The sequence below is a fragment of the Cytophagales bacterium genome (assembly GCA_019456305.1).
Classification (GTDB): domain Bacteria; phylum Bacteroidota; class Bacteroidia; order Cytophagales; family VRUD01; genus VRUD01.
The window spans coordinates 32652-57524 of the sequence record VRUD01000019.1 but is presented as its reverse complement, the minus strand read 5'-3'; the positions used below and the strand labels follow the sequence as shown (position 1 = coordinate 57524).

21 protein-coding genes and 1 tRNA gene are annotated in these 24873 nt (G+C 35.2%); 9 read left to right on the top strand and 13 right to left on the bottom strand.

Features of this window, described 5'->3' with window-relative positions:
* From FVQ77_05995 to FVQ77_05945, 11 genes are all read right to left on the bottom strand, one after another.
* A partial coding sequence (locus tag FVQ77_05995; protein MBW8049882.1) for a hypothetical protein occupies positions 1-5188 on the bottom strand: 5188 nt, incomplete at its 3' end.
* An 11-nt stretch (positions 5189-5199) separates the two neighbouring features.
* Positions 5200-7356 (bottom strand): TonB-dependent receptor plug domain-containing protein, encoded by a 2157-nt coding sequence (locus tag FVQ77_05990; GenBank protein MBW8049881.1) that lies wholly within the window; start codon positions 7354-7356, stop codon positions 5200-5202.
* A 20-nt stretch (positions 7357-7376) separates the two neighbouring features.
* Positions 7377-8174, bottom strand: a complete 798-nt coding sequence (locus FVQ77_05985) for a hypothetical protein (GenBank protein ID MBW8049880.1) — start codon at positions 8172-8174, stop codon at positions 7377-7379.
* Positions 8171-8671: a hypothetical protein gene (locus FVQ77_05980; protein ID MBW8049879.1), complete on the bottom strand. Its 501-nt coding sequence runs from the start codon at positions 8669-8671 to the stop codon at positions 8171-8173. The genes FVQ77_05985 and FVQ77_05980 overlap by 4 nt, the downstream gene beginning before the upstream one ends.
* Positions 8668-9414: an ABC transporter permease gene (locus FVQ77_05975; GenBank protein MBW8049878.1), complete on the bottom strand. Its 747-nt coding sequence runs from the start codon at positions 9412-9414 to the stop codon at positions 8668-8670. The genes FVQ77_05980 and FVQ77_05975 overlap by 4 nt, the downstream gene beginning before the upstream one ends.
* Positions 9374-10237, bottom strand: a complete 864-nt coding sequence (locus FVQ77_05970; GenBank protein MBW8049877.1) for an ABC transporter ATP-binding protein — start codon at positions 10235-10237, stop codon at positions 9374-9376. Before FVQ77_05970 ends, FVQ77_05975 begins: the two co-directional genes overlap by 41 nt.
* Before the next feature lie 15 nt (positions 10238-10252).
* Positions 10253-11113, bottom strand: coding sequence for a SagB/ThcOx family dehydrogenase (locus tag FVQ77_05965; protein MBW8049876.1), 861 nt, complete (start codon positions 11111-11113; stop codon positions 10253-10255).
* A 15-nt stretch (positions 11114-11128) separates the two neighbouring features.
* Positions 11129-12418, bottom strand: coding sequence for a hypothetical protein (locus FVQ77_05960; GenBank protein ID MBW8049875.1), 1290 nt, complete (start codon positions 12416-12418; stop codon positions 11129-11131).
* A gap of 6 nt (positions 12419-12424) precedes the next feature.
* Positions 12425-13402, bottom strand: coding sequence for a TOMM precursor leader peptide-binding protein (locus FVQ77_05955; protein ID MBW8049874.1), 978 nt, complete (start codon positions 13400-13402; stop codon positions 12425-12427).
* Positions 13403-13771: 369 nt separating this feature from the next.
* Positions 13772-13975, bottom strand: coding sequence for an HTH domain-containing protein (locus FVQ77_05950; GenBank protein ID MBW8049873.1), 204 nt, complete (start codon positions 13973-13975; stop codon positions 13772-13774).
* Positions 13976-14243: 268 nt separating this feature from the next.
* Complete coding sequence (locus tag FVQ77_05945; GenBank protein MBW8049872.1) at positions 14244-15143, bottom strand: GTPase Era; 900 nt, start codon at positions 15141-15143, stop codon at positions 14244-14246.
* A 199-nt stretch (positions 15144-15342) separates the two neighbouring features.
* On the opposite strand from FVQ77_05945, the gene FVQ77_05940 reads away from it, so the two are divergent.
* Positions 15343-15415 (top strand) — tRNA-Met (locus FVQ77_05940).
* 319 nt (positions 15416-15734) lie between these two features.
* On the opposite strand, the gene FVQ77_05935 is transcribed toward FVQ77_05940, so the two are convergent.
* Entirely contained in the window at positions 15735-16391 is a 657-nt protein-coding gene (locus tag FVQ77_05935) for a nucleotidyl transferase AbiEii/AbiGii toxin family protein (GenBank protein ID MBW8049871.1), read from the bottom strand.
* A complete protein-coding gene (locus FVQ77_05930; GenBank protein MBW8049870.1) occupies positions 16346-16651 on the bottom strand; it encodes a hypothetical protein in 306 nt (101 codons plus the stop codon). Before FVQ77_05930 ends, FVQ77_05935 begins: the two co-directional genes overlap by 46 nt.
* Before the next feature lie 261 nt (positions 16652-16912).
* On the opposite strand from FVQ77_05930, the gene FVQ77_05925 reads away from it, so the two are divergent.
* The 8 genes from FVQ77_05925 to FVQ77_05890 all read left to right on the top strand — a co-directional run bounded on the left by FVQ77_05925 (position 16913) and on the right by FVQ77_05890 (position 24848).
* Positions 16913-18244: an aminotransferase class V-fold PLP-dependent enzyme gene (locus FVQ77_05925; protein MBW8049869.1), complete on the top strand. Its 1332-nt coding sequence runs from the start codon at positions 16913-16915 to the stop codon at positions 18242-18244.
* Positions 18245-18319: 75 nt separating this feature from the next.
* The gene (locus FVQ77_05920) at positions 18320-19246 is read left to right on the top strand and encodes an ATP-binding cassette domain-containing protein (GenBank protein ID MBW8049868.1); all 927 of its coding nucleotides are present in this window, start codon (positions 18320-18322) and stop codon (positions 19244-19246) included.
* 260 nt (positions 19247-19506) lie between these two features.
* Positions 19507-19854: a four helix bundle protein gene (locus FVQ77_05915; protein ID MBW8049867.1), complete on the top strand. Its 348-nt coding sequence runs from the start codon at positions 19507-19509 to the stop codon at positions 19852-19854.
* Between the two features lie 117 nt (positions 19855-19971).
* A complete protein-coding gene (locus tag FVQ77_05910; protein MBW8049866.1) occupies positions 19972-20697 on the top strand; it encodes an ABC transporter permease subunit in 726 nt (241 codons plus the stop codon).
* A 60-nt stretch (positions 20698-20757) separates the two neighbouring features.
* On the top strand, positions 20758-22275 hold the full coding sequence (locus FVQ77_05905; protein MBW8049865.1) for a hypothetical protein: 1518 nt from the start codon (positions 20758-20760) through the stop codon (positions 22273-22275).
* A 60-nt stretch (positions 22276-22335) separates the two neighbouring features.
* On the top strand, positions 22336-23349 hold the full coding sequence (locus FVQ77_05900; GenBank protein ID MBW8049864.1) for a DUF4340 domain-containing protein: 1014 nt from the start codon (positions 22336-22338) through the stop codon (positions 23347-23349).
* The gene (locus FVQ77_05895) at positions 23324-23839 is read left to right on the top strand and encodes an ORF6N domain-containing protein (GenBank protein ID MBW8049863.1); all 516 of its coding nucleotides are present in this window, start codon (positions 23324-23326) and stop codon (positions 23837-23839) included. The genes FVQ77_05900 and FVQ77_05895 overlap by 26 nt, the downstream gene beginning before the upstream one ends.
* 49 nt (positions 23840-23888) lie before the next feature.
* Complete coding sequence (locus tag FVQ77_05890) at positions 23889-24848, top strand: hypothetical protein (protein MBW8049862.1); 960 nt, start codon at positions 23889-23891, stop codon at positions 24846-24848.
* Positions 24849-24873 lie beyond the last annotated feature (25 nt).

The following is a 24873-nucleotide window of genomic DNA, read 5'->3' as shown; positions in this document are numbered from 1 at the left end:
CTGTCTCAGTACATAGATTACTATCTGTAACGGTAACAGTATAATTTCCACTGAACTGGCTGAAAGCAGTATCTGTTATTTGTATGGGCGAGGTGCTCCAGGAATAAGCATAAGTGCCTGGGCCTGTGCCTCCGGTTACGATGACAGAAGCTTGCCCGTCATCTTGCCCGCAATTGGCGTCAATCGTTGAGGTTGTCAATACCAATGAATCCGGTTCGCTGATTGAGATGCTATCAATCGTAGTACAGCCATTAGCGTCAGTAACGATCACAATATGTGTATCTGCACACAAATTAGCTGGATCCTCGATTGTGGAACCATTTGACCATGAGTAAAAATAAGGCGATGTGCCTCCGGTAACGGTCAGGTCTGCAATGCCATCACAAGCACCGTTGCATTTGACATCAGTACCTGCTATTGTCGTTGCAAGGACAGCCGGCTCAAAAATGGAATCACAATCGTTAGCCGTACAGCCATTGGAATCAGTTACAACAACGCAATATGTTCCGCCTGCCAATCCTGTTGCTGTTGAAGAGTCCTGTGCCAGGATATCATCCCACAGATAAGTATAAGGAGCGGTGCCGCCTGAAACCGAAACTATAATCGTACCATTACTGTCTCCGTTACAAGTTACAGCGCTGCTTGCTGTAATGGAAGCAAAAAGTATCGCAGGTTCGCTGATGGTAACCAAAGCAGAATCTATGCAGCCATTGCTATCAGTAACTGTAACTGTATAGGTTCCTGTAGTTAAGCCTGTTGCAGTATCATTGGTTTGTACAGGAGTTGTGTTCCACTGGAAAGTAACAGGAGGCGTACCGCCTGATACCGAAGCAATAGCAATACCAAGACTATCTCCATTGCATATATTATTTGTACTGTTAGTAATGGTAACGGTTGGAGCTCCTGCATCACCTACCACTATGGAAGCTGAATCAACACAGCCCACCGAATCAGTCACAATAACAATAAAAGTATCAGGACTTAAGCCGGTAATTGTATCGGTATTTCCGCTGCCGGGCAGCCATAAATAGCTATACGGAGTTGTACCACCGGAAACGCTTACATAAGCTACACCATTTGCAAACCCACAGGTAGCAACCTGGCTGCCCGTGTCAAGTGATAATGCAGCAGGTTCAATGATGGTAACACTATCTGGTATGGTACAGTCGTTGGAATCCGTTACAACAACACTGTATGTTCCTGCACACAAGCTGTCTATATCCTGGATAGAATCCCCGGTTGACCATGAATAGGAATAAGGTGTGGTGCCTCCGATAACATTCAGATCAGCCAGCCCGTCACAAGAGAGATTGCAGGCGATATTCGTTCCGATTATGAGTGTTGAAAGCGCAACAGGTTCGGTAATGGTTACTGTAGCTGATACTGTACAGCCGTTAGAGTCGGTCACAGTTACATCATAAATGCCGGCACAAAGGGCTGTTGCGTCTTCGGTTGTTTGCACAGGGGTTGTATTCCACGAATAGGTATAAGGTAGTGTACCTCCTGAAACGGTCAGGTCGGCTGCTCCATCACATGCTCCGTTACAGTTGACGTTTGTGCCAACGATGTCTGCTGTGAACGTCAAAGGTTCCGTGATAATTACACTGTCTGATATGGTACAGTCATTGGCATCGGTAACGGTTACATTAAAGGTATCTGCACATAAGTTTACAGGATCTTCAACGGTCGCTCCGTTTGACCAGCTATAAGTATATACCGGGGTGCCACCGGTAACGGTCAGACCGACTGCACCGTCACAGATGCCATTACAACTGACATTGGCTGCTGTAATGGTTGTAGATAATGCAGGAGGTTCACTTATTATTACACTATCAGTTATTGAAATTCCATTGGAATCAGTAATTGTTACAACAAAAGTATCAGCACATAAACCGGATATATCTTCCGTAGTTTCACTGTTTGACCAGGAGAAAGTATAGGGCAAAACACCACCTGAAACGGTTAGGTCTGCTGCTCCAATGCAGATACCGTTACAGACCAGGTCTGTACCAACAATAGTAGAAACAAGCGCATTAGGTTCACCGACAAGCACACAAGGAATTATTGTACAACCATTGAGATCAGTAATGGTATCGCAATAAGTACCTGCGCATAATCCTGAAATATCTTCAGTAATATCTAAATTTGACCAGGAATGTGAATAAGGGAGGGTACCTCCTGATACCGTTACATCTACAGAACCATCACAGCATCCGTTACAGGTAGCATCTGTATCTGAAATCGTTGCTGTAAGTACCAAAGGTTCGGTAATGATAACTGTATCTGAAGCTGTACAATTATTGGCATCAGTAACTATAACAGAGAACGTATCAGCACACAACCCTGTAATATCTTCTATTCCAGGGCCATTTGACCAGTTAAAAGTATAAGAAGGAGTACCGCCAGAAACTGTCAGATCAGCCGATCCGTCACAGGCTCCGTTACAGCTTACATTAATTCCAACTATACTTGCAGTAAGTGCAACAGGTTCAGTGATAATCGCTGTATCTAATATGGTGCACAAATTGGAATCGGTAACGGTTACAACAAAGGTATCAGGACACAACCCGATAATATCCTGTGATACAGGCCCATTTGACCAGACATAAGTATAAGGTGTGGTTCCGCCTGCTACAGTGAGATCTGCAGCGCCATCACAGGCTAAATTACAACTGATATTGGTATTGGTTATGGCGGTGGCAAGGGCTGCCGGCTCAGTGATTGCAATGGTGGCAAGTACGGTACAGCCATTTGTATCGGTGATCGTATCAGTATAAGTGCCGGGACATAAAACGGAAATATCTTCAGTAGTGGCTGTGTTTGACCAGGAATGGGTGTAGGGCGTTGTACCACCTGTAACGGTTACATCAACAGCGCCATCACATACTCCATTACAGCTTACGTTGGTTCCAATTATTGTTGCAGTAAGTCCGGAAGGTTCACTAATAATTACAGTGTCAGAGATCACACAGTTGTTGACATCTGTAATATCAACTGTGTAAGTTCCTGCACATAAGCTGGACAAGTCTTCTGAAGTAGCGCTGTTTGACCAGGAGAATGTATAGGGCAATACTCCTCCTGATACGGTTAAGTCTGCTGTACCTACGCATGCTCCGCTACAGCTATCATCTGTACCAATTATTGCAGAAGTAAGCAATGACGGTTCACCGATAATGATAGTATCCGTAATAGTACAACCATTGGTATCAGTAACATCAACGATATAGGTTCCTGCACACATACTATCCAAATCTTCAGTGGTTTCACTGCCTGACCAGGAGTATGAATATGGAATTGTGCCACCGGAAACTGTCAGATCTGCTGCTCCTTCACAAATACCATTACAATTTAGATCCGTTCCGGCTATGGTAGTTGCAAGCGGGAATGGCTGTGTTATTATTATGGTATCAGAAATAGTACATCCATTGGTATCGGTAACATCAACAATGTAGGTTCCGGCACATATATTTGCCAGATCCTCTGTAGTTTCCCCACTGGACCAATCGTATGAATATGGAAGTGTGCCGCCTGCAACAGTCAGGTCTGCCGCACCATCACAGGCGCCATTACAAGTTAAATTTGTGCCGGTAATGGCTGCCGTGAGCGCAACCGGTTCGGTGATGATCACTGTATCTGATGCTGTACATCCATTGCCATCGGTCACAGTAACACCAAACGTATCAGGACACAATCCTGTAATATCTTCTGTCCCGAATCCGTTTGACCATAAAAATGTATAGGGAGAGGTACCACCCGCAACTGTCAGGTCGGCTGCACCGTCACAGGCTCCGTTACAACTAACATTCGTTCCAATAATCGATGCTGTTAGCGCTGCAGGTTCTGTAATGATCGCTGTATCTAATATGGTACACAAATTGGAATCGGTAACAGTTACAACAAAAGTATCAGGACATAAGCCGGTAATATCCTGTGATGTAGACCCGTTTGACCAATTGTATGTATAAGGTGTGGTTCCGCCAACAACAGTGAGATCGGCAGCGCCATCACAGGCTAAATAACAAGAGACGTTGGCTGCGGTTATGCCGGTGGCAAGCAGTGCAGGTTCACTGATCATAACACTTGAGAATATAGAACATCCATTGGAATCAGTTACTGTAACATCATAATTACCTGCACATAAACCTGACAGGTCTTCATTAATGGTATCTCCATTAGACCACGAATAAGTATAAGGCAGCGTGCCCCCGGTAACCGTTAGATCGGCTGCCCCATCGCAATCTCCAAAGCAGCTTACGTCCGTTCCTGCTATAGCTGCAGTAAGTCCGGAAGGTTCACTGATAATTACAGTGTCATAGCTCACGCAGTTGTTGACATCTGTAATATCAACTGTGTAAGCTCCTGCACATAAGCCCGATACGTCTTCAGAAGTAGGCCCATTTGACCATAAAAATGTATAGGGCGCCACGCCTCCTGATATGGTTAAGTCAGCAGAACCTACACATGCTCCGCTGCAACTGTCATCTGTGCTTGTTATTGAAGGAGCAAGTACAGGGGGTTCACTGATGATTATGCTGTCTGAAATGGTGCATCCATTACTATCGGTAACATCAACAATGTAGGTTCCGGCACATATATTTGCCAGATCCTCTGTAGTTTCCCCATTGGACCAATCGTATAAATATGGAAGTGTACCTCCTGAAACCGTCAGGTCGGTTGCTCCGTCACAAGCAAGGTAACAGCTTAGATCCGTTCCGGCTATGGTAGTTGCAAGCGGGAAGGGCTGTGTTATTATTATGGTATCAGAAATAGTACATCCATTGGTATCGGTAACGTCAACAATGTAGGTTCCGGCACATATATTTGCCAGATCCTCTGTAGTTTCCCCACTGGACCAATCGTATGAATATGGAAGTGTGCCGCCTGCAACAGTCAGGTCTGCCGCACCATCACAGGCGCCATTACAAGTTAAATTTGTGCCGGTAATGGCTGCCGTGAGCGCAACCGGTTCGGTGATGATCACTGTATCTGATGCTGTACATCCATTGCCATCGGTCACGGTAACACCAAACGTATCAGGACACAATCCTGTAATATCTTCTGTCCCGAATCCGTTTGACCATGTAAATGTATAGGGAGAGGTACCACCCGCAACGGTCAGGTCAGTTGCACCATCACAGCCACCGTTACAATTATCCTTTATCTGACCTTTGACTTTGACAACATACATTTGATATGGAATTAATAATTCAATTGCCAAACTACCCCAAAATATATTGTTCTTAATTGATAATAATCAAAAGTGTGTTTTGAATAATCTTTGCTGAATAAAACTTCACTCTGGTTTTTAGTACTCAATATGTTATTTATAGATGCAAAGCCGATTAATGCTGTTTTTTTAAATTGGTAATACTGGCTTATGCTAATGCTTATGTTGTTGTAACTATTGTATTGATTACCATTTATTACATCACTAAATACAGGTTCATAAAAATTTGTTCCATTATCAAAAGTTGAAGTGAGAACCGTGGTATAAAACTTTCCCGGACGGACAATGTAAGTTAGGGCAAGATTGAAAATTTTCGGATTGTTGTAACTTATTGTTGTTTTGATAAAATAATTCAAATCTATTGCCCCATTGTATTTCTTGTTATTGATTTTAATGGTTTGGTCTAAGAATGTGTTTGCAATTGAAAATTTAAAATATTTCTTAAAAAATTGTTCATAGTTTAATTCTATTCCGAAGGTTTCTGTATTATCAATAGTTATAAATTCGCTATTTATTTTCTCACCACTTTCATTTTTGTAAAAAGCCGCAACATTTACCAATGTGTTCTTATGAGTGTACGAATAATCTAATGCTGCCTGATAACTTTTTAACAAATTATAATTTTTTGAAAAAACTGCCGGAGATGAGTAATTATGATATTTACCTCCACTAAGCAAAAAAGAATGTTTTTGATTGATTTTATACTTGATACCTAATTGTGAGCTTAAATAAAATTTTTGTTTTTCTATTGGGATATTCGCCCTCATTCCTGACGAAAAAATAAGTTTATCATTTACATCCCAAGTCAGGTAATAATAGCTCTCTAAGTTTTGGTTTGAAATGGTAGTATCCGAATAGAAATTGGGTGATTCAGGTGATAAAGCATAGTAATAAAATGGGATACTGTCTTTAAACTTGTTGTTGCTATAATCATGACTTATTCCCATTTGTAGAGTTGTGTTATCTAATATAAACCATTTATAATCAAATGATGAATAAACTTGTTTGGTATTATTTTCTGAATTTATATTTCCAAATATAAAATTCGTTTTACTGAAATTTGTTCCATTATTGAGGTTGGCAATACCATTTTTTGTAATGTATTTGAAGTTTATAATGTTGAAATTTCGTCTCTTTTCGGCTATCGTTCGTCCTTTGTAAGTAAAAAATTCTGTATTTACGTTAACAGCTTCATTTATAAGGTAACTAAATATGTTTATTGAAGTCTTTTTGTTAATATTTGAATGGAAATTTAATCCAATATCTTTAGTGTTAAAATCATTTAATCTCGGGAAATTCTTTTTGTTTAAAGATATGAAGCCGTCAGAAAATTGATAATTTCCATACACTTGGACAAAAGTTTTTTTCTTTATTTTTTGGGAAAGAAAAACACCTGCATTTGCCAAACCTGCTGAAAGTTGTAATTGATTATGATATAACTCTTTAATAGTTTCAATCTCTACTAAACCTGCGCTGGTATTTCCATAAGTTAATGGTGGATTGCTTGCGTAAACATATTGCTTATGTATAATTTCTGTATTGAATAAGCTAAAATTTCCTATTCCATTTATTTGGCTGTTTCGCACAGGACGATACACAGGTACACCGTTTAAAATCACCCTTGTTCTGTCGGACGAACTTCCTCTAAGCGAAGGATTTGCAGATTCTTCTGTATTTGTAGATGCAGGCAAAGAAGTAATTGCTTTTAAAGGGTCTCCATTGGATACAGGATTAAGATAGACATCTAATTTTTCGAGTTTAGTAACAGAGAATTGCTCGGAAATCGGGTCTTGTGCTGTAATTATAACTTCCATTAGAGTTTGTTTGTTTTCTGATAAAACAATTTTTACGACCTCATTATGTGATATGAAGGATATAGGGATTTTTTTTGTTTCGTATCCGATAAATGATACGATTAATGTGTCTTTATTGCTTTTAGATGGAATAATCAACTCAAATCTTCCGTCAAAATTAGTTACTACACCTTTTTCGGGAAGGTTTTTAAGATAAACATTGGCTGCAAAAACAGAATTGTTTTGCTTGTCAATAACTATTCCTTTGATAATATTTTGAGAAAATATGTGAGAAGCTGTAATTAACAGGAGAAAAATGAATATAATATATTTCAACGTATCGGAATTTCAATGTTTTATTCTATTAATTTGGTGGCTAATTGATTAATTGTATAATTATCAGGATACAATTTGTTAGCTTTTTTAAAATATTTTTTAGCCAAATCCAATTTTTTATTTCGGATATAGAGTTTAATGAGCATTTCATAGGCCTCTTCTTTTCCCCATGAGGGTAAATATATATTTTTTATTTTTTGATCTGGCAAAGAAATAGCTTTCAATAAGTATTTTTCTGCCTCTTTTCCGCCACCGTATTTTTTTGGTGTATAAAAATCGTTGCTAGCGTACACATAGTAAGCCCTGAGATTTAAAGAATCTATTGCAATAGCAGTTTTAGCATTTTGTTTCACATCTTTTGAAATGAAGGCGGCTTTCATTCCTGATTTAAACTGAATGGAAAAACTTTTAAGCATCGTCAATAGTGCATAATCTTCTGAATTTTTTTTCTTCATTTCTTCCATCCAATCAACTCCTCTTTCAATTTCTTTTTTGGCATTCTCTTTTTCACTGCTTTTCAGATAGTAAATTGATTTGTAAAACTGTAAATAAGATCGCCAGTACAAAATAAGGTTTTTATTTTTCTGCTTGAATAACTTTTCTAATTCGTTGCTTAATTTTTCCATTTCTTCAATTTTTTTTGACATCAAGCTTTGTACAAAAGATTGAAGGATTTTATCTTGAATACCAACGAGCAGTGAATCTGATTGAATTGAGGCGGATTCTTTTTGATAATTAATAATTTGCGATTTGTCAATTTGTGTTGAATTTCCATTACAAGAAATAACTATCAGCGAAATAATAAATAAGCGTATCATATTATTTGTTTTTTGAGGTTAAAAAGTAATGTTATTAATAAAGTCCATAATACAAAATGAATATACCATTTAAAGCTGAATTGATATTTTAAAAATTGGTTTTTATAAAAGTCAGCATTTATATTTCTATTGTTTTTAAGGCGCTCAATGTTGTTTGATACAACGGCAATAGTAAAATCTGAGTAAAACGGATTGGTTTCTATGATAAATTGAATTGCAAAAGCATAATATAAAAATTTATGTTCAAAGAAATCATTAACAAAAGAAATAAAGAATAATGACAGTGTAATAAATGAACCTGAAAAGAGATAGATTAATTTTTCCGTTTTTTTATACGGCCATTTTATTGAAACAAAAACATGCGGATACGGTCGCAGGGAAAACCCTACTTTTTGTATATCCAGTCCTAAAATTTTTGCAAAAATAATATGCCCAAGTTCATGGAATGCCGTCAGTATAATAACAAAACATAATATTTCAGCAATTGTTATTATCATCTTTTAACTTGTACTTTATTAAAAAGGTAATAAAAAATAAATACAGGAATAATCAACCAAAAAACGATAGTTATATCAAAACCTTCACCTCTTAGTAAATTTAATATAGGATTAAGCGGTAATGTATTGCCTATTATTCCAACTGTTTCGTTAAATGCATAAGCAGGGTAAAAGGCATTACTTGTAAATAAGACAATAAAATAAAAAAAATTAATTATTCCTTTTCCTCCACCATATTTTATTCCTGAAAAAGAAATCGCTAATCCCATAAAAGCGAACATAAACAAGCCAATAAAAATCCCGACAATGAAATTGGCTATATTAAATATTGATACAGAATAATCAAAAACAATTTTTGAAGCGATGCAAAGTACTAGTACTATAAAAATAAGAGTAATTATTTTACTTATGATTAAGCCAATAAAATGATGCAATATATTAAATGGTAATTTCCGCAAATATTTAATTAAACCATTTGCATAGTATTCTTTCACTACTGGGCCAATTGCAAATAATCCATCACTTGCAATTGTCATTCCGATAACTCCAGACAACAGAAAAAAAACATATTCCGGATTATCAATTCCCCAAATACTGCCAAATATAATAAAGAGAAAAGCAGGGAAAACGAGAGTGAAAAATACTGCTTGTTTTACTCTTAAAAATATTAACAGTTGGTAGTATATGGAGTGGAATATTATTTTAAGCATTGTTATTGGTATATATATCAAACAAATAGGCATCTTTTAACCCTACATCTTTGACGGAAAAATTATTTGTATTTTGATTTACTTTAGACATTAAGTTTGATCCATTTGGAAAAAAAATATTAATAATTTCATCATGGACATAATATCTAAATTCACCTATTTGTTTCACAATGTTTTCCGAATAGTTAATAGCTATTTTTTTTTGAGCAGGTAGATTATTAATATAAAAAGATGGTGAATTAGGTTGTGACAACATACGACCGTAGTATAGAAATCCTATTTTATCAGACAATTCTTCTACTTCTTTCCAATTATGAGTTGTAAAAAAAATAGTTCTATTATTACTTTTTAGAACTTTCCAAATAGATTCTATAATAGTCGGATCTAAATTAGCAAAGGGTTCATCTAAAACAAGTAATATCGGGTTGTGAATAATAGATAACATGATTGAAAGTCTTTTTTTCTCTCCTTGCGATAATTCTCTAATAAGAGATTTAAGTATTTTAACAATGCCAAATATTTCAAAATATTTTGTTGCAATATCATTATAATGGAGTTTATGAATAGTACAAAAATACTTAACAACTTCTTTTGTTCTTAATAAAGGGAATAAAGGTAAATGGTCATAAACTATTCCAATTTTATCAAATGAGTATTTGGGTTGTTCAAAAAAACTGACTTTTCCTTCTGAAGGTTTGATATCATTCAGAATAATATCTATTAATGTAGATTTCCCTGAACCATTTTGCCCTATTAATGCAAAAACTTCTCCTTTATTTACAGATAAACTGACTTTATTTAAAATCTCCTTATCATTGACTTTATATGATATGTTTGAAATAATTATGTCTTTCATGAGTTATAAAAACTTTTATTCATTTTTTTTTGCTCCAATCACTAATATATTGTTGACTGTCTCAAAAACTCCATCTATACCTAAAAACTCATTTACCTTATCGTCATTATATCCACCTACCATACATGATCCTAAATCAATTGACTCTGCAAGCAAGCTTATCATTTGTCCTACAAAACCTGATTCCTGCATTAAGAAGCGATATCCTCTTTCACCGTATTTTATTAACAAGCGTTCAATAACGCCAGTTGTTATTATAAGTACGGAGGAATTTCTCATATTTACATAAGGTTCTGCCTGGATTATATTTATTAATTCATTCATAAATTCTCCCTCTTTTATTTTTTCAAGGATAATTTTATCCGGTTGAAAATGATACAAACCAGAGGGGATATGCGCGTTAAAGGTAACTATATAAATTTCAAGTGGGTATAAAGCTCCTGCTGATGGAATATTACGCATTCCAATATGTCCTTCTACATCAAGGCCTGTAATTTTGCTTTTATAGTTAACTCCATAAGAATTATAGAGCAAAATAAACAATTCAAAAAGAGATAATTTGTAGTTTTTATCGTAATCCCGAACACTTCTTCTTTTAGTTATTAAATCAAAAAAATTAACCTTTGAGTTTATCTCATTATAAATTGATAAATCAATGGTTTCTGCACCGGGATATGACTTAAAGGGTTGGCTTGATCTTTCAATAACATAGGGATTGTTAAAGGCAGCAATCTTCTCACCATCCATCCTAATTGTGTATCTGGTAAATTTTGAATTTTCGTGATATAGTAAAGCAATGGAGTTTTCAATGTTCTTCTTACCATACATTGAATTATCTTTGCTTTCATATTGTTCTTTTACCTTTTCTAATTTCATATTGATTTAATTATATTATGGGAAAGGATGGGGATATTTATTCAAATTAGCATAATTATTGCATTGGTAACCAAATTTTTCAGGAACTTTGTATAACCTCTCTCCTCCTGAAAAATATAAACGATATGTACCGCCTAACTGTATTAGCTGGGGAGCAAAAATTTTAATGCTGTAAAATCCTAATTGTCTTATATCAGGTGTTGTTAAGTCCTTAAATAGTATATTAATATTTTCCTTTTTAAGTAATCTTAAAATATGTTTAATTTCTTCTTTGTCGGTTGTGTTTCTTTTTTCGAATAGTTTTATTTCTTTCGTTTCTTCAGCATTTATCCATTTATCGAAAACATGCCATAGGTCTTGCCTCTTAAAATAAAAAATAGAATGATCTTCAAAATTCATAATTTTTGTATAATCATCCGAAGGTTCCCATTTCCTTTTTTCTCCCAATAAATATCTAAAATAAGGCACAGCTTGCCCAATTTCCATAATTACTTTCTTTAAAGAATCACCATATGTACTCCTTGTTGAAGAACCTACTGCTACAAATTTCCCATATTCTGCTTCCCCAAAACAAAACCCTAATATAGTTGGAACTTTAATGTCGAATGTAATATCAAAAAAATGCCACTCATAATGAGGCGGGTAATACTGATCTATGTATGCTCGGATTTCTTTAGTGATTTTTATTTTTTCGGGTACAATATTTTGCATCCATGTGATAACAAAACTATCTCTTTCTATCACTTCATACAATCCTATTAATATTGCTTTATAATAATTTGTGTGTGCTGCGAGCCCTGTTGATGTGTTAGCTGTAATCCATTGTTTGTCTTGATTGAAAGGCAAATAAATGAACTGACCGGGACACCAGGTTTCTTTTCCATTAGTTAAGTCAATAGTTGGAAACCAATTTAATTCAACATTTTCATCAAATCTATGCAACTGAAATTCTTCTTCATTGTATTGTTCATCATGAAATAAAGCAAATTCATCAAAGGGTATAACATTTTTGTTTAACTGTTTGTATGATGAACATATGCTTTCGTTTATATTGTAGAATGTGGGAGCGTACCTTTCTACTGTTTCTCCTATCGTTCCTAAAATTGCATTTTCCCAAGTATAACCACAACCACTGCTTCTGCCCCCAAATTTTTCACCACCGAGGAATGCAGTATTAGCGGGCCATACACCATAACTAATCATAAGTGGGTCTAAATTCATTCTTGGCAATTTAACAATATGATATAAAATACCTATTTCATTTGAAATGGTCATTATACCATTATTGAGTGAAGTTACGGACATATTAATCTATTTAAGTGTAATAGCTTCTAACCAGGGAGCAGGATTGTATTCTAAATTTGGTTTGCAGATTTCACAAAATGGCTTTTTCAACAAAGCATGTCTTGTAATTTCATAATTAATTACATTAAAACTGATATAAGTTCTCCATGTAACCGGCAAACTCCATTCTTCAAAAAATTTAACAACTTCTGTTAAAACAATATTAGCAACAATTCCGTGAAAGAGCTCGGAATGAGGTAATTCATCGGATTTTGAAGCTATTTTATTGTTTTTTAAATATATTTCATACGAATTTAAAAAGGTAGGATGACCATGATTGCTTTTTATCCTGCTTATAAGACAATTGTAACATCCTGTTTCCTTACCGTAAAACAAAGGGCCTATTTTTATTAAGATTTCTTCTAAACCACCAACATAAAGCCACGGCTTGTTATTCTTTAAGCATAATTCATTGATTAATTCTAAATGATACGGACTCCAATTGTTACCATCAACAATTAAGAAATCACTCTCATTTATTAATTGTTCACAAGATTCACTATCATTTAATTCATGATAGTTTTTCCTTACAATTTTATTTAAAGAGAGTATTGATGCACTTTCTAATATGTTTTTCGACAAGTCGCTATCTCCAACTACTGCTAAAATAACTTGGTCTAAATTTTTATTATCCGAAGTATATGATGATTTTACTGATGCAACACCCTTTTCATTTATTTCAACAGAAATACCTATAGGCAATAACCCGTATTCATTCAATGTATGAAATACGTCCATCACTTTTGAACTATTACTGTTTTTACCGAACTTAGATTTTAGTTGTTTTAGTGACTGGTCAGATTTCTTTTGAATAGAGGAAACAATTTTTAAAAAAATATTTTCCTTCTCCTTATCATCAAATTCAAGGGCGTATGAATTTGTTTTTGTTCTTAGTTGAAAACAGTTGTTTTCATTATCCTTAAATATGTCGAATTTTTCTATCATAATGTTATTATAAAAAAATCAGGAACTTCATTATCAAATGAACTAAAGTTCCTGATTAAAATGAAATGATTTAGGCAAACTAATGCTTAGTTTCCTTCTTTAGGAGGTTTGTTTGCAAATGCCTCCGCGCTACTATTGCAGTTACAACAGCAGCAACAACAGCAACAACCTACTACAACAGCTACTAAATCAAGTTCTTGTGATTTTGATAATTTTGTGATTTTCATAATACAAAGATTTTAGTTAAATAATATGGACTACATTTTATCGAGGTATCGTCCTTCTCTCGTTGTTAAAATTTTGAATAAAAATTTTGACGGTGCAAAGTAAACACATAACTCCGCCAAATTTTGGCTGTGCAGGTTTTTTTTACAAATCTGTTAAAATATATCTTCTTTGAACCCGACAGAATTTGATTTCCATACCTTGTAATCTCAAAGTTTCAATCATTCTTTCCACACTTCTTATGGAAATTTCAAGTTTCACTGACAAATCATTAGCAGTACCAGTATTCCTTTTTTCAATTAACCAAGTTAAATATTTCAGTTTTTCTGTGAATGATATGTAGTCCATTTTTAATCTGTTTTATTAATTTTTATCACTGTTGTCCGATTAAATTTATAAACTAATAAAATTAATCGGACAACAGTGAATTTAAATAAAACATTGAACTTGCAAATATATAACATTTTCTTTTAAAACAAATTATTTTAAAACTTTTTTTTAAAAATTAAATTATATATGGGCATCTCTAAAAACTACATATTTTTTAAAACACACCCCTTGCCCCTCTTGATAGAGGGGAATGTATGGTGTAGTTTTTAGAGATGCCCTTAAGCGCTTACTTATATCCAAATTTCCCCAACAACCCTACTTTTGACCTCCAGTTCGGCTCTATTTTTACAAATTGTTCAAGAAAAACTTTTTTTCCAAAAAATAATTCAATATCTTTTCTTGCAGCCATTCCAACTTTTTTAAGGGCAGCGCCTTGCTTACCGATGAGTATCCCTTTTTGGCTTTTCCTTTCCACAAATATTTCTGCCCTGATATATATTATATCTTTTTTTTCTTTAAAATCTGTGATCACCACTTCACTGCTGTAAGGCACTTCTTTTTTATAATTCAAAAAAATTTTCTCCCTGATAATTTCAGATGCAAAAAAACGTTCCGGCTTATCTGTGATCTCATCTTTGGGGTAAAAAGGAGGATGCGAAGGCAGGTTTTCCAATATCAGTTCAAAAACTTTATCGGTATTAAAACCGTGAAGCGCTGAGATTGGTATGACATCACGTGCATTTACAGAATCCTTCCAAAGACCTATTTTTTCCAATACATCATCTTCTTTTGCAAGGTCAACTTTATTTAGCAGTAAAAAAAGAGGTACTTTAAGCTGCTCTAATTTAGCTGCTAATTTTTTATCCTCTTGTTGGATTTGCAAGGGATTTTCATAAATATCTGTTACAAACAAAATAATATCAGCATCATCAAAAGATCTGTTAACAAACCTCATCATAGACCTGTGCAACTCATACTTTGGTTTAATGATGCCGGGTGTATCTGAATAAACGATTTGAAAATCTTCACCATTCAATATCCCCATGATCCTGTGGCGCGTGGTCTGGGCTTTGGAGGTAATAATGGCTACTTTTTCATTGACCAGCTTGTTCATCAAGGTGGACTTGCCTACATTGGGCTTGCCAATGATGTTTACAAAACCGGCTTTGTGAGGTTTGTTATGCATGGATTTTAGGCTCTTAAAATAGTCATTAATGACAACAAGTTAATGGTAATTCTTTTCTCGCAAAGCCCAGCACATAATTTATGTGCTGGACTTTGTGAGAAACATTACTTATTGTTTCTTCCTTATCCAAGTTAGGTAATATTTTACAAAAATAGTTGTTTTGTAAGAATAATTATCCTATATTTGCGCACTATTATATCGCGGGGTGGAGCAGTTGGTAGCTCGTTGGGCTCATAACCCAAAGGTCGCAGGTTCAAGTCCTGTCCCCGCTACTACATAAAACATTAACCCTTTGTAAAGCATTGTTTTACAAAGGGTTTGTTTTTAAGGGGATGATATAGGGGACAATTCGCCTGACTACCTTAGCATCTAACTATTCAAATAGTTTACATACGAAACAGATCGCACCTGAAGTGTTTGAAAAATATTTTGAGAGGATAAAGCAGATGAGGATTTTCTTTTAAATCAAACCACAACTTCATTTTATTTCAGGGCAGATTATCGGGATCGGACGAATATATCTTATGAATAAATAAATTGGCTCTTTTCTAAATATTGGATGATAGATTATCGGTTTTCGGTTCAGTAAATTCAATAATTATTTTTTTTCTTCTGTTTTATCTCAACAACCCCCATTAAATAATCCTTTACCTTATTATCAATCACTCTCTTAACTTCTTCCCATTTTGTATTATTTAATGTTTTTGGATTTTCTCCTTTTTCTGCATCTTCAAAATACGTTAATGATTTTATCAACGGAACCGCATTTGGCTGATCAAATCTTTTTTCATAATAACTTACCATCTCCCTTACCGATCTTGTTTTCAAAAACTCATAAACATCATAAAAATCTTTCTTATTTCCTCTACCAACAACTGCGTTCAACTTTGCAGCCATAGTATCCTGTAAAGAATACATCCTTATCCCACCAACATTTTCTACTCCACTTAACAACGGATAATTAAATCTTATAAACTCAGCTTTTCTTCCATTTATATAATACTGCCTCGTCTGATCGGCCTCATTTGTTATTCTCACATCTGAAAACTTCTTTTTTATTACTGAATCCAATTCTCTTTCATTAAATTTTTCTATCGAAAAAAAATCCATGTCCTCCGATATCCTGTGACCGAATCGCAGTGCAAGATTTGTTCCCCCCACTAATGCAAACTTTTCAATTTCCCGCATTGAACATAGCTCCTTTAATAGCTCCATTGCACCGGGTTCAACTGTTTCCGTATATAACATCTAAAATTCTCTTTTGGAATGTCTAAAATTCTCGACCAGAAATTCTCCGATCTTTCTGTCAATCCTGTTGCTTTCACTATGCACCTTTTTACCTCTTCCACCCCATACCTCTTAAATACTTCTCTTATTTCATCCAACGTACCGAAATTCAATACCCTGCCTATTACGAATATTCTTTTCTTATCATAATCTATTTTTTCATAATCTACATCCCAGAATAGCTGCTTTGGTAAATTCATTATTTTTTCTGAATCTTTCATTCTCCAAAATTAATACATTCTCACCACTTTTCCAACTAATCCCTATGTTTTTTTCTACAATAAATAAATATTCCGAAACCCGAAACTCGAAATCCGAAACTCGAAATTCGAAACTCGAACATTTTTTTGAAAAAATTCCAAAATTTGCGAGAAGATAAAGATATGCAGTAACTTTGTAACATGCATGTTTGGTTGGATGATTTGAAGACATATCTACCAGGATAACAAAAAAGTTTGGTATTGACATACATAAAGTTTATTATGAAAAAAGTTATTATGAAATTTCAAAACGTCAACTTAAATCAGCAAGGGAGCTTATTAAGAAGAAGAAATTTTATCCATTATTTAAGCAGCGCTGCATTTATTGGTTTTATATCCCCCCATTTCCCCTTAAAAGCTAACGGAAAAGAGGATTTAGTGCAAAAATTAACGCAAGCCGGAAGCGAAGAAGAATTTTGGAAGCTTGTTCGTAACCAATTTCCACTGACTAAAAAAAGAATTTATTTTAACACTGCTACTGTTGGTCCATCTCCTTACTCCGTTCTGGAAACTGTCAAGGAAGTATCAACCAGGATGGAAACCTGGGGTGAATATTATAGCACTGATGACGCCAGGGAAAGCCTGGCCGGATTTGTCAATGTTACAAAGGAAGAGATCTCGCTTACTCATAATACTACCGAAGGAATAAACCTTGTCGCCTGGGGATTGCCGCTAAAAAAAGGAGATGAGGTGATTATGACCACCCATGAGCATGTGGGTAATGCATTGCCATGGCTTAACAGGGCAAAGCTCCATGGTATCATTCTGAAGACGTTTACTCCAGCGATGACTGCCGATGAGAATCTGGATCTTATTAATGACCTGATCGGCAATAAAACAAGGGTAATTGCTGTTCCACACATAACCTGCACCACCGGCTTGGTGTTGCCTGTAAAACAAATAGCTGAATTGGGCCATGATAAAGGTTTATTTGTCTTTTTTGATGGAGCCCAGGCGCCAGGTTCCACTTTAGTGGACTTAGAAGACATGGGGGTTGATTTTTACGCAACCTGTACGCATAAATGGCTTTTAGGACCTAATGGAACAGGGTTTCTGTATGTAAAGAAAGCGTTATTGGATGTATTACAAGTATATGGAGTAGGAGCTTATTCTGATTCAGGATGGGAATTGTCGGAACATGAACAAACCCTGGAAGGGTATGTTCCAACGGCACATCGTTATGATTATGGAACCCAGAATGCAGCTATTTACCAGGGAGTTGTTGAAGCTGTAAATTTTATGAACGGTATAGGTATTAAAAAAGTAGAAGCCCGCGGAAAGGCTTTAGCAAAATATTTACAGGATAATTTATTGAAGTTAGAAGATAAAATTGAAATGCTTACGTCAACTGAAGATGTTTCCAGGGGATGTATTGTGGGGTTTCGATTGAAGAACATGGATTATCATGCGTTTGGTAAACTCGCTGGCAAAAATAACTTCAGAATAAGATTAGTACCAGAGGCCGGTCTTAATTCAATACGTATTTCAACGCATATTTTCAATAGTTATGAGGAAATTGACAGGTTCCTGGAGTTATTTAATAAAAGTCATTAAAAAATATGTATAATCCTTGACTATATCAATTGAAAGTATCAAATTTGCGCTCGAAAATTATTACCAATAAATACCATGTCTATACAGGTAGAGAACCTGACTAAAACTTACGGTTTACAAAAAGCCGTAGATAATATTTCTTTTGAGATCAATACAGGCGAAATTGTAGGCTTTCTCGGGCCAAATGCTGCTGGTAAAACAACAACAATGCGCATGATCACCTGCTACATGGCGCCAACTAATGGAACGATCAGGCTTGATGGATATACCACAGCCAAAAATTCCGAAGAGATAAAACGCAAGATCGGATATCTTCCGGAAAACAATCCCCTATACTTAGACATGGCTATTATTGACTACCTGAGGTTTGCAGCTGCAATACAGGGGGTTGATAGATCAAGTATTCCGGCTAGAATTAAACGGATGGTTGACATCTGTGACCTGTCATCCGAAATTCATAAAAAGATCGGAGCGTTATCCAAAGGTTTCAGGCAGCGGGTTGGTTTGGCACAGGCAATGATACACGACCCGGAAGTGCTCATACTTGACGAACCTACTTCAGGGCTTGACCCAAACCAGATCGTTGAGATAAGAAATCTCATTAAAGAGCTTGGAAAAGAAAAAACTGTTGTATTAAGCTCGCATATCCTCTCGGAAGTAGAAGCTACCTGTGACCGCATTCTGATCATAAACCGGGGTAGGATCGTAGCTGATGGTTCAGCAGCTATCCTGCGTCAGCAGGCAAAGGGCAAGGAAGTGCTGACAGTACAAATAGAAACACCGGCAAAAGCAAACGCGGCCAAAGCGCTGCTTAACCTTGCAAGTATAGAATCTGTACAACCCAACCAAGATAAAAAGGATTTTTACAGCGTTCAAAGCAAGCCTGATATGTCGTCTCGTAAAGCTATCTTTGAGATGTGTGTTAAAAATAAATGGTATTTGACTGAGATGACAGGTACAGAAACGAGGTTGGAGGATGTGTTTAGGGAGTTAACTAATTAATTTAATTATATCTGCAGTAATAATGGGAGAAAAATCCGAAACTCGAAAACCGAAACTCGAAATTCGAAATTCGAAAACCGAAATTCGAAATTCGAAATCCGAAACTCGAAATTCGAAAACCGAAACTCGAAATTCGAAAACCGAAACTCGATCCCGAATACTCGGGACGAAACTCGAAATTCGAAATTCGAAATTCGAAACTCGAATTAAATTCGAATGACCAAAATTCTAAACTTTCTGCTAATAAAAATAAACCTAAAATATATGATTTAGAAGATAGAACATTAAAGTTTGCTCAAAGAGTAAGGGCATTTGTTAAAAAGTTACCGAAAACAATAGCAAATATTGAAGATATCAGGCAACTTGTAAAAGCATCGGGGTCGATTGGTGCAAATTACATTGAAGCAAATGAATCATTTAGCGATAAAGATTATCTATATAGAACAAAAGTGTGTAGGAAAGAAGCTAAGGAAAGCAGATATTGGTTAAGATTGGCAGATACAAAAGAAGATACAGAATCAGAAAGAGGTAGAAAAGAGCTGATCCAGGAAGCTTTTGAATTGATGAATATACTTGGATCAATAATTCGTAAGGTTGAAAACAAATAAAATTGATTGAAGGGGTTAAAAATTTTTGAATTTATAATTTTGGATTTTTTTTGAATTTAATTCGGATTTCGGATTTCGAGTTTCGAATTTTAATAATTTATAATAATTTAGTATTCCATGAAATCAATCTGGATAATCACAAAAAGAGAATTGGCATCGTTTTTCGATTCACCAATAGCGTATGCTATTATCATAGTATTTTTGGGTCTAAGCGGCTTTTTTACATGGTTATATGGAAGCACTATTTTTCTTATCAACCAGGCAAGTTTGGAGGTCTTTTTTTCTATTGCATTTTGGATTTTTGTCTTATTCATTCCTGCAATTACTATGCGAACAATAGCAGAGGAAAATAAATCCGGAACAATTGAACTGCTTATAACCAGAGCAGTAACTGACTGGCAAATTGTATTCGGAAAATTTCTTTCTTGCTTAATATTAATCGTAATTGCTATACTGGCATCTGTTCCATACTATATTACTGTAAGTATATTGGGGCCAATAGATCATGGAGCTGTTTTAGGAGGTTATTTTGGTTTAATATTAATAAGCGCTGCATTTATAAGTATAGGTGTTTTTGTAAGCAGTGCATCCAACAATCAATTTGTTGCCTTTTTAGTGACTTTTATCATATGCCTGGTATTTCATATAATATTTGAAATATTGGCAAATTATTTCACCGGTGTTAGTGGAGATGTACTCAACTATTTAAGTATCCGGAACCATTTTGATTCAATTAAAAGAGGCGTTGTTGATTCAAGAGACCTTATTTACTTTTTATCCATTATCACATTAGGGCTTATTTTAGCACAAACAATGCTTTCTAAACGTAATTGGCAGGGGTAAGAACAGTAGGCAGTAAGCAGTAGGCAATAAAAAAAGATCAATATAAAATTAGATAAAAAAATGAAAAGAACTGAAATACTTACAAAACTTGCAATAATAATAGGTATCATTTTTATAATAAATTTTATATCCAGTAAATTATTCTTTCGTTGGGATTTTACTGCGGATAAAAGATATACCCTGAGCAAGGTTACTAAAGATGTTCTTCAAGGCCTCAATGATGTTGTTACTGTAAAAGCCTATTATTCTGAGGATCTTCCGACCCAGTTATCACAAACAAGAAAAGACTTCCAGGAACAGTTGATAGAATATGAGCATCTTTCAAAAGGAAAGGTCGTTTACGAGTTTATCAATCCTAATGAAAATGAAGAGTTAGAAATGCAAGCACAACAGGCAGGGATCGGGCCTATTATAGTAAACGTTACAAAACGTGATAAGGTAGAACAAATGCGTGCCTATATGGGCGCTATGATACAAATGGGGGAAAGGAAGGAAATTATTCCGGTAATTCAACCGGGCTTTGCCATGGAATATGCTTTAACTACAGCGATCAAAAAGCTGTCTATTCTCCAAAAACCCAAAATTGGATTCCTTCAGGGGCATGGTGAGCCGTCTAAAAATGCGTCCTTGCAGGTTGTTGAAAAATTATTAGTGCTGCATGATGTTGAAGATTACGCTATAAATGACACGCTGGATATTCCAACCGAATATAAAGCGATCGCTATTATTAATCCAACAGACACCTTTCCCCCTGATCACCTCAATAAGTTAGATAAGTACATCGGTTCAGGTGGAGGCCTGTATATTGCATTAAGCAGGGTAAAGGGAGACCTCAATACAACCATGCTCCGAAAAGGGGATTCCCTCGGTTTAGAAAACTGGTTAAGTAAAAAAGGTGTCACTATTGAAGAAGATTTTCTCACCGATATTAACTGTGGCGCTGTAACAGCAATGCAAAATTTAGGAGCTTTCACACTGCCGGTTCAAATCAAGTTTCCTTATTTCCCCATAATAGGGAATTTTGCAGACCATTTGATCACTGAAGGAATAGAATCATTATTCCTGCCTTTTGTGAGCTCTATAAGTTATTCATCAGGCGACACAAATATCCGTATAATCCCATTAGCTAAAACTTCAGAAAAATCCGGACAGGTAATACCTCCTGCCTATATAGATGTAAGAAAAAACTGGCAGGAAAGCGATTTTCCATTTTCTTCATTAACGGTAGCTGTAGCGGTAAAGGGTAAAATTATTGGAAACATTCAGTCAAAAATGGTGGTGATCACTAACGGCAGTTTTGCTGTAAATGGTGAAGGACGGCAACAGCAGCAAGTTCATCCTGATAATGTGAACTTTACAGTGAACTCTATTGACTGGCTTTCAGACGATACAGGGTTGATTGAGTTAAGAACCAAAGGCATTACATCAAGGCCGCTTGAAGCAATAGAAGATAGCAAGAAGACACTGTATAAATATGGAAATGTGCTGGCGCCCATACTTTTGATACTTATCTACGGACTATTGAGGTATCAAAGGCGTGTACGCAAGCAGCAGAACTGGATTCAGGGAAATTATTAAAAATGACGAAGTACGAATGACGAAGCACGAATTCGTCATTCTTAAATCGTACTTTAAAACATGTTCAAAAAATTTTCGATTCTACATCTGGCAGTTATATTGGTGATCCTGCTTGGAGTTTATTTTGCACTGGAATTTTGGGATAAAAAAGAACGAAGTAGTTCATATAGAGATGAATTGGTATCTATTGATACTATGAATATCTCTAAAATGATCGTAACAACAAAATCATATCCTGGAAAAGACATTGTATTAATAAAAAACAATGCTGGTTGGTATATCAGGCTCAAAGAAGGCAAAAATGTGCCTGCCGATAATGGTGAGGTAAAAAGAGCTATTGATGTGCTTATCCAGGTTAAAACCAGGCGGTTAGCTGCTAATGACCCTTCAAAATTCAATGAATTGCGGGTTGATACAAGCGGTACGCGAGTGCAGGTTTTTGAAGGAGATAAAAAGACGCTTGATCTGATTATCGGCAAGTTCTCGTTTCAGAACAAAAGAGACTTTTATACGTACGTACGTTTAGCTGATGAGAATGAAGTTTATACCACCGATGCTTTTTTGGGGCCATCGTTTGAAAAAGATTTTAGCAGATGGAGAGACCAAACCATCGTAAGATCAGCCCCTGATTCAATCACTGCTATTACATGGGCTTATCCTGCAGACAGCTCCTTTACTCTTGCTAAAACATTGATGAAGAAGGGGGTGACAAAATCCTCCCGAGTACTCGGGAGGGACTTAGGGGGGCTGTGGTCTGTTAATGGTGCACTCGCTGATTCCACTAAAGTTAAAAACTTCCTCAACAGCTTGCGGAATATATATTCCGATAAATTTGCCGATGATGTATCTAAAACAAATTTAAGTAACAAAGTATTTACGATGGTAATAGAGCTCAGTGGATCAGAAAAAATTGAAATAGGTGTTTACCAACATCCAACATATAAATGGATAATTAACTCATCAACAAATCCTGAATCTTATTTTGCAAGTGATGACCAGATAGTGGTTAAGAAATTGTTTATTTCTAAAGGAAGATTTCTGTTAGAAAATGAAAGTAACAAAAAAATTAGATAAAAGCGTCCTGTATGTTGACTTGATTTATGAGATCAGAAGAATAAAAGTGATGCTTGACAGGGATTTAGCAGAGCTATATGGTGTGGAAACCAAAAATTTAAACAAAGCGGTAAAAAGAAATATAAATAGATTCCCAGATGATTTTATGTTTCAACTTTCTAATGAAGAATTCGAAAACTTGAAGTTCCAATTTGGAACATCAAGATGGGGTGGTACACGAAAACTGCCTTATGTTTTTACCGAATATGGTGTAGCAATGCTTTCGTCTGTATTAAACAGTGAACAAGCTATAAAAGTTAACATTGCAATAATGAGAACGTTCGGAAAGATACGTGAATTTGCCTTAACAAACAAAGAGCTATTTCTAAAAATCAGAGAATTGGAAATAAGATACGATGGACAATTTAAGGAAGTGTTTGAAGTATTGAACAAATTAATCATTGAAAAATCTAAACCGAGAAAGCAAATAGGTTTTAAGATTGGAAAATGAAGTAACATTTGTATACAGAAACCATTGGCAATAATTAAAAACAAAAAAAATGAAAACACTTTTAATATTAGGACTGATACTTTCAATGCAGTTTTTCGCATTTGGAAGTAAAATTAAAGGGGATATTTCCCCAATTTTTGACGTATCTCCAGATGGAAAAAATATCGCTATATCTATCTCAAATGAGGGAACTTCGTTTATATATCTATATTCTTTAGAAGACAAAACACTTTTGCAATTGACTGATAATAAAGGAGAATATCATTCAAGACCAGTTTATTCACCCAAAGGCGATAAAATCATGTTTTTATCAAAATCTTTAGAAAAACAAGAAAGTGATATTTATCTAATTGATTTAATCAGTAAAGAGATCTCTAAAGTAAGTAACGGGGGCACTTATATTACAGAAGCTCTTTTTAATCCAACTGGCGATAAAATTCTCTTTTGTGGTGCTGAATACTTAGGTAGTTATTCTCCAATTGCACGTAAAGCACCTCACGATTTAGATATATTCTCAATTAATATCGATGGAACTGAAAAAAAGAAATTAACCAACTTTAGTGCTTACGCTTTATCTTCTATTTCTATAAGTCAGACTGGAGATTCTGTTCTTTGTAAATTGACTGAAAAAGGATTTGATGGAATTTATTTAATGTCTCTTTCTGATACTTCTTTAATTCAAAAAATTGAGGCAGTAAATAATCCAAGACCACAGATAGGTAATTCGTTTTACAGTAACCCTGTTTATTCAAAAGACTTTAAAAGCATCTCATTTACCGCCCCATATCAACTTTATACTTTAAATTTGGAAAGTAAGGAATGTGAAGAAGCTTGGTCAACTTTTGGGAAAGACAATCAAGCTATGGCTATTTTCTCTCGATTTTTTAACTCAAATGATAAATTGATATTCTCAATATTAAGGATTGAAAATAGACAATATTCTAGAAATGCGGAACTTATTATACTTGACCTAAATACAAAGAAGACAACCGAAATTAAAATAAAATAACTATTGCCAACATTGTGTATATTGC

Coding starts and splice junctions, on each gene's coding strand:
- FVQ77_05985 (MBW8049880.1), bottom strand. CDS start 8,174: ATGATACGCTTATTTATTATTTCGCTGATAGTTATTTCTTGTAATGGA.
- FVQ77_05980 (MBW8049879.1), bottom strand. CDS start 8,671: ATGATAATAACAATTGCTGAAATATTATGTTTTGTTATTATACTGACG.
- FVQ77_05975 (MBW8049878.1), bottom strand. CDS start 9,414: ATGCCTATTTGTTTGATATATATACCAATAACAATGCTTAAAATAATA.
- FVQ77_05970 (MBW8049877.1), bottom strand. CDS start 10,237: ATGAAAGACATAATTATTTCAAACATATCATATAAAGTCAATGATAAG.
- FVQ77_05965 (MBW8049876.1), bottom strand. CDS start 11,113: ATGAAATTAGAAAAGGTAAAAGAACAATATGAAAGCAAAGATAATTCA.
- FVQ77_05960 (MBW8049875.1), bottom strand. CDS start 12,418: ATGTCCGTAACTTCACTCAATAATGGTATAATGACCATTTCAAATGAA.
- FVQ77_05955 (MBW8049874.1), bottom strand. CDS start 13,402: ATGATAGAAAAATTCGACATATTTAAGGATAATGAAAACAACTGTTTT.
- FVQ77_05950 (MBW8049873.1), bottom strand. CDS start 13,975: ATGGACTACATATCATTCACAGAAAAACTGAAATATTTAACTTGGTTA.
- FVQ77_05945 (MBW8049872.1), bottom strand. CDS start 15,143: ATGCATAACAAACCTCACAAAGCCGGTTTTGTAAACATCATTGGCAAG.
- FVQ77_05935 (MBW8049871.1), bottom strand. CDS start 16,391: ATGTTATATACGGAAACAGTTGAACCCGGTGCAATGGAGCTATTAAAG.
- FVQ77_05930 (MBW8049870.1), bottom strand. CDS start 16,651: ATGAAAGATTCAGAAAAAATAATGAATTTACCAAAGCAGCTATTCTGG.
- FVQ77_05925 (MBW8049869.1), top strand. CDS start 16,913: ATGAAAAAAGTTATTATGAAATTTCAAAACGTCAACTTAAATCAGCAA.
- FVQ77_05920 (MBW8049868.1), top strand. CDS start 18,320: ATGTCTATACAGGTAGAGAACCTGACTAAAACTTACGGTTTACAAAAA.
- FVQ77_05910 (MBW8049866.1), top strand. CDS start 19,972: ATGAAATCAATCTGGATAATCACAAAAAGAGAATTGGCATCGTTTTTC.
- FVQ77_05905 (MBW8049865.1), top strand. CDS start 20,758: ATGAAAAGAACTGAAATACTTACAAAACTTGCAATAATAATAGGTATC.
- FVQ77_05900 (MBW8049864.1), top strand. CDS start 22,336: ATGTTCAAAAAATTTTCGATTCTACATCTGGCAGTTATATTGGTGATC.
- FVQ77_05895 (MBW8049863.1), top strand. CDS start 23,324: ATGAAAGTAACAAAAAAATTAGATAAAAGCGTCCTGTATGTTGACTTG.
- FVQ77_05890 (MBW8049862.1), top strand. CDS start 23,889: ATGAAAACACTTTTAATATTAGGACTGATACTTTCAATGCAGTTTTTC.